Origin of the sequence: Brevibacterium sp. 2SA, assembly GCF_005502845.1 — a bacterium.
GTDB lineage: Bacteria > Actinomycetota > Actinomycetes > Actinomycetales > Brevibacteriaceae > Brevibacterium.
Window position 1 is genome coordinate 1 of sequence record NZ_SCMW01000093.1, and the last position, 6,017, is coordinate 6,017.

At 68.3% G+C, this 6,017-nt stretch carries 4 protein-coding genes; 2 read left to right on the plus strand and 2 right to left on the minus strand.

The genetic code is table 11. The annotated features are described in order from the left end of the window. Nucleotides 1–2: 2 nt before the first annotated feature. Together FFS20_RS17510 and coaA are read right to left on the minus strand one after the other, a co-directional pair. On the minus strand, nt 3–1,865 hold the full coding sequence (locus FFS20_RS17510; RefSeq protein ID WP_137827056.1) for an ABC transporter ATP-binding protein: 1,863 nt from the start codon (nt 1,863–1,865) through the stop codon (nt 3–5). Between the two features lie 169 nt (nt 1,866–2,034). After that, on the minus strand, nt 2,035–3,072 hold the full coding sequence (gene coaA / locus FFS20_RS17515) for a type I pantothenate kinase (protein ID WP_137827057.1): 1,038 nt from the start codon (nt 3,070–3,072) through the stop codon (nt 2,035–2,037). A gap of 290 nt (nt 3,073–3,362) precedes the next feature. Here coaA and glmS point away from each other — a divergent pair, with 290 nt between their 5' ends. Both glmS and FFS20_RS17525 read left to right on the plus strand, forming a co-directional pair. Beyond that, entirely contained in the window at nt 3,363–5,237 is a 1,875-nt protein-coding gene (gene glmS / locus FFS20_RS17520; RefSeq protein WP_137827058.1) for a glutamine--fructose-6-phosphate transaminase (isomerizing), read from the plus strand. Nucleotides 5,238–5,358: 121 nt separating this feature from the next. Beyond that, nucleotides 5,359–5,781: a holo-ACP synthase gene (locus FFS20_RS17525; RefSeq protein ID WP_137827059.1), complete on the plus strand. Its 423-nt coding sequence runs from the start codon at nt 5,359–5,361 to the stop codon at nt 5,779–5,781. Nucleotides 5,782–6,017: the final 236 nt, after the last annotated feature.

The window sequence follows — 6,017 nt, forward strand, 5'->3', positions numbered from 1 at the left end:
CCTCAGCTTGCGGAGAACTGCGTCGCGTAGAGCTCCGCGTAGCGGCCGCCGCGGGCGAGCAGCTCGGAGTGCGAGCCGGACTCGACGATGCGCCCGCCCTCGACGACGAGGATCGTGTCGGCCTGCCGGATCGTCGAGAGCCGGTGGGCGATGACGAGCGCTGTGCGACCCGACATCGCCTGCGTCAGCGCCTGCTGCACGGCCGCCTCGTTGGTCGAATCGAGCGCCGAGGTGGCTTCGTCGAGCACGACGATCTCCGGGGCTGCGAGGAGCATCCGCGCGATCGTCAGGCGCTGGCGCTCACCGCCGGAGAGGCGGTAGCCGCGCTCGCCGACGACCGTGTCGAGGCCGTCGGGCAGGCTCGCGATGACGGTGTGCAGCTGGGCCCGGTCGAGGGCGTCGGCGAGTTCGGCCTCGGTGGCGTCGGGCTTCGCGAGCAGCAGGTTCGAGCGGATCGACTCGTGGAAGACGTGACCGTCCTGGGTGACGACGCCGACGGTGCGGCGCAGCGTCTCGGCGGAGAGGTCGCGGACGTCGACTCCGCCGATCGTGATCGCGCCCTTCGTCACGTCGTAGAGGCGCGGCAGGAGGGAGGCGATCGTCGACTTGCCGGCTCCCGAGGATCCGACGAGCGCGACGGTGTGCCCGGCGGGGATCGTGAAGTCGAGGTCGTGGAGGACCTCCTGACCGCCGCGGGAGTCGAGGACGGAGACGTCCTCGAGGCTCGCGAGACTGACCTCCTGCGCGCTCGGGTACGCGAAGCTGACGTCGTCGAAGCGGATGTCGAGGCCGGTCGTCGGCAGTGCCTTGGGCTCGGTCGGCTGCTTGATGAAGGGCACGAGGTCGAGGATCTCGAAGACCCGCTGGAAGCTGACGACCGCGCTCATGATGTCGAGCCGGGCGTTCGCGAGCATCGTCAGCGGCGTGTAGAGGCGGGTGAGCAGGAGTGCGAGGGTGACGACCTGACCGGCGTTGAGATTGCCGAGGACGGCCTGGGCGCCGCCGATGCCGTAGACGAGAGCGAGGGCGAGGGCGGAGACGAGGGTGAGCGAGGAGACGAACGTCGACTGGAGCATCGCGACCTTGACGCCGATGTCGCGGACCTGACCGGCGCGATCGGCGAACTCGCGGTTCTCCGTGGCGGGGTTGCCGAAGAGCTTGATGAGCGTGGCACCTCCGGCGGAGAACCGCTCGGTCATCCGCGTCGACATGTCCGCACTGTTCTCCGCGGCCTGGAACTGCAGGGCCGCGAGCTTCCCGCTCAGCAGCCTCGTGGGAATGATGAAGAGCGGCAGCAGGAGGATCGACAGAGCGGTGACCTGCCACGAGATCGTCACCATCACTCCGACGGTGAGGATGAGCGAGACGATGTTCGACACGATCCCTGACAGGGTGTTCGAGAACGCCCGCTGCGCGCCGATGACGTCGGTGTTGAGCCGGGAGACGAGCGCGCCGGTGCGCGTGCGGTTGAAGAACGCGATCGGCATCGACTGCACGTGCTCGTAGACGGCCGTGCGCAGGTCGAAGATGAGGCCCTCGCCGATCTGCGAGGACAGATAGCGGTTGGAGATGCTGATCGCGGCGTCGGCGATCGCCAGCGCCCCGATGGCGACGGCGATCCACACGACCGTGGCGACGGGCCCGCCGCCGGTGATCGCGTTGACGACGTCACCGGCGAGGACGGGGTTGAGCACGCCGATGATCGCCGATCCGACGGAGAGGGTGAGGAAGACGGCGAGCTTCTTCTTGTGCCGCTTGGCGAAGCCGACGATCCGCCGGTAGGTGCCCGGCTGGATCTTCGTGTCCGGGGTGCGTTTGTTCTTCACCGACGTGTACATCAGGCGGTGGGCTGACTGCATGCTCATTGCGGCCTCATTTCCTCTTCTCGCCCGTCGGCGTCGCGTGCTCGTGATCGCGCAGCGGCTCGGGCGAAGGCGCATCGCCTCCTCGGAGATCTCAAACTGTGCACCCTGTGCAACTATTTGCGGGGCGATTCTATTTCCGAGATCGGCAGAAGATGCCTCGCCGAGGCGGTCAGAGCTTGCGCAGCTGCACTTTGCGGATCGTGTGGTCGGCGGACTTGTGGAGGACGAGGTCGGCGCGGCCTCGGCTGGGCAGGACGTTCTCCCGCAGATTGGGGAAGTTGATCGAGTCCCAGATCTCGGTCGCCAGCGTCACCGCCTCGTCGTCGCTGAGCTTCGAGTACCGGTGGAAGTAGGAGTCGGGGTCCTGGAATGCGCCGTGCTTGAGCTTGAGGAAGCGGGAGACGTACCACTCGCGGATGTCCCGGGATCGGGCATCGACGTAGACGGTGAAGTCGAAGTAGTCGCTCGTCGACAGGCCCACGGTGCCGTCGGGGCGGGGTCGGGCCGGCTGGAGGACGTTGAGGCCCTCGACGATGAGGACATCGGGGGAGCGGACGACCACCTCGGCGCCGGGAACGATGTCGTACGTGTGATGGGAGTACACGGGCGCGCGGACCTCGGGGGCACCGGACTTCACGGCCGAGAGGAACCGGAGGAGCCGGCGGCGATCGTACGACTCGGGGAAACCCTTGCGTCCGCCGAGGTGGCGGCGTTCGAGTTCGGCATTGGGGTAGAGGAAGCCGTCGGTGGTGATGAGCTCGACGCGCGGGGTGTCGGGCCACCGGGCGAGGAGTTCGCGGAGCACGCGCGCCGTCGTCGACTTGCCGACCGCGACCGACCCGGCGACGCCGATGACGAACGGGGTGCGCTTGGCATCCTGCGGTTCGAGGCCGAGCTCGTGGAGGGGGGAGAAGAACTCCCGCGTCATCTGGTGCTTGCCCTGCCGGGCGGAGACGTAGAGGTTGAGCAGGCGGGAGAGCGGCAGGTAGACCTGGGCCACCTCGTCGAGGTCGATGCGATCGCCGAGGCCGCGCAGCCGCTCGATGTCACGCTGAGTCAGCGGCAGCGGCGTCGACTGCGCGAGCTTCCCCCACACCTCGCGGTCGAACTCCCAGAACGGCGAGCTCGGCTGGTCCTCGATCTTCTTCGCGGTGTTGAGTCCGGCGAGGCGGCGCGCACGGTCCAGCTGGGGGTCGACATGAGGCATGGGGACAATTGTGTCATGCGTCATGTGAGATGCCGTGCGCACCCGGTCACCGGAAGTGTCCGCGCCGAGGTGGGGGAGGCGGTCGTCACGGCCGTGCGGTCGGGCGGTCGCCCCGGTGAGGTGCACCGGTCACGTCCGCGTCGTGCAACCGCCTCACGCCCGTGTCGTGCGCCCGGTCACGGCTGCGCAGTGGGGCCGGTCACGCCCGCGCAGTGGGGGCGGTCACCTCGGCGGGAGGGCGGGGGACCCGGTGAGAGGTGGGCTTGACGCGGCCCAGTAAAATTCCTCTCATGTGTGGAATCGTAGGTTATGTCTCCAGTGCGCCGGTCGCCGATGTCGACCATACTGCGCTCGACGTTGTGCTCGCCGGACTCAAACGGCTCGAATACCGAGGATATGACTCCGCTGGAGTCGCCCTCGTCACCCCCGATGGCGAACTCGCCACGGCGAAGAAGGCAGGCAAGCTCTCCAACCTGACCGATGACCTCGAGGCGAACGAGCTGCCGCTCGCGCAGACGGGCATCGGGCACACCAGGTGGGCGACCCACGGCGGACCGACCGACGTCAATGCCCACCCCCATGTCGCCGACGGAGGACGCCTCGCGCTCATCCACAACGGCATCATCGAGAACTTCGCGCAGCTCAAGGCTCCGCTCGTCGCCGAGGGCTTCGAGTTCACCTCGGAGACCGACACCGAGGTGGCCGCCGCGCAGCTCGCGAAGAACTACCGCGCCACCGGTGACCTCACCGCCGCGATGCGCGAGACCGCGCAGCAGCTCGAAGGCGCCTTCACTCTGCTCGCCGTCCACGCCGACCTGCCCGGCACCGTCGTTGCCGCGCGCCGCAATTCGCCGCTGGTCATCGGCCTCGGCGAGGGGGAGAACTTCCTCGGCTCCGACGTCGCCGCATTCATCGACTACACGCGCACCGCCGTGGAGATCGGCCAGGACGAGGTCGTGACGATCACGCCCGACTCGGTCGTCATCACCGACCTCGCCGGCAAGGTCGTGCCCGGTGAGCAGTTCGAGGTCGACTGGGACACCGCCTCGGCGGAGAAGGGCGGATTCTCCTCCTTCATGGACAAGGAGATCCACGACCAGCCGCAGGCCGTCGGCGACACCCTGCTCGGGCGCTTCGACACCGACGGCAAGCTCTCCCTCGACGAGATGAACATCGACGAGGCGGTCCTCAAGACGATCGACAAGATCGTCGTCGTCGCGTGCGGCACCGCCGCCTACGCCGGCCAGGTCGCGAAGTACGCGATCGAGCACTGGTGCCGGATCCCCGTCGAGGTCGAACTCGCCCACGAGTTCCGCTACCGCGACCCCGTCGTCAACGAGAAGACGCTCATCGTCGCGATCTCCCAGTCGGGCGAGACGATGGACACGATCATGGCCGTCCGCCACGCCCGCCAGCAGGGCGCGAAGGTCATCGCGATCTGCAACACCTTCGGCTCGACGATCCCGCGCGAATCCGACGCCGTGCTCTACACGCACGCCGGACCGGAGATCGCCGTGGCCTCGACGAAGGCATTCCTCTCGCAGGTCGTCGCCTGCTACCTGCTCGGCCTCTACCTCGCGCAGCTGCGCGGGAACAAGTTCCGCGACGAGATCTCGCTCATCCTCAAGGAGCTGCAGACGATCCCGGAGAAGATCCAGCGGATCCTCGACGAGGGCAAGGACCAGGTCCTCGAGCTCGCGCGGCGCAACGAGGACGTCGGCTCGGTGCTCTTCCTCGGCCGCCACGTCGGCTACCCGGTCGCGATGGAGGGTGCGCTCAAGCTCAAGGAGCTCGCCTACATCCACGCCGAGGGCTTCGCCGCCGGTGAGCTCAAGCACGGCCCGATCGCGCTCATCGACGACGGTCAGCTCGTCATCATCGTCGTGCCGTCGAAGCGCGGCCGCGACTCACTCCACGCGAAGGTGATCTCGAACATCCAGGAGGTCCGCGCCCGCGGTGCGAACACCGTGGTCATCGCCGAGGAGGGGGATGACGAGGTGCGCGAGTTCGCCTCCGAGGTCATCTACGTCCCCGAGACGACGACGCTCATGGCGCCGCTGCTGACCACCGTGCCGCTGCAGATCTTCGCGATGGAGCTCGCGACGGCGAAGGGACTCGACGTCGACCAGCCCCGCAACCTCGCGAAGTCCGTCACCGTCGAATGACGCATCCTCGAGCCCGGGCCGCGCATGGTGCGGCCCGGGCTCGAGTCGCACCGGAGAACGGTCGCACGGCTCGCATGTGAGCCGCACTGGAGAACTGTCGCACTGGAGAACGGGGGAGGCCATGGCCATTCTGGGAATCGGCACCGATATCGCCGATGTGCCGCGCTTCGCTGAGCACATCGAACGCGTGCCGGAACTCCTCGACCGTCTCCTCACCCCCGCCGAACAGCTCAAACGCAACGGGAAGCGCCGCACGGACGCCTCCCTGGCGGCGCGGTTCTCCGCGAAGGAGGCGCTGAAGAAGGCGATCGGGTTCCCCGGATGGCTGCCGTGGCAGTCCGCCGAGGTGGTCCCCGCCCGCTCCGGTGCCCCCTCGTTCCGCCTGCGCGGGCTCGTCCTCGAGCACTTCCGCCTCATCGGCGGCACGAACCTCCACCTCTCGATCACCCACGACGCGAACGTGACGATGACCTTCGTCATCGCCGAGGGTGAGGGGCCCTCGCTCAGCCCCGGCGTCGAGTGGGACGCGAACCACTTCGGCTAGTCGCCGGACCTGGCGCCCGCGCCCCCGGCGCCCGGCAGTGCGCAAGCGCATCCAGGCCCGGCTCAGTCCCGCGGTCCCGGCCGGAGCCACCGAATCGAGGTCGCAGAGTGTCGATTTCGGACTCGCACATCGACACTCTGCGTCCGGAAAACGGTCCAGGCGCCCGCCGCGCGGAGGAATAGACTCGTCCCATGACCTCCGCCGCCGACCCCCGCGACCTCGAGTCTCCCGCGTCC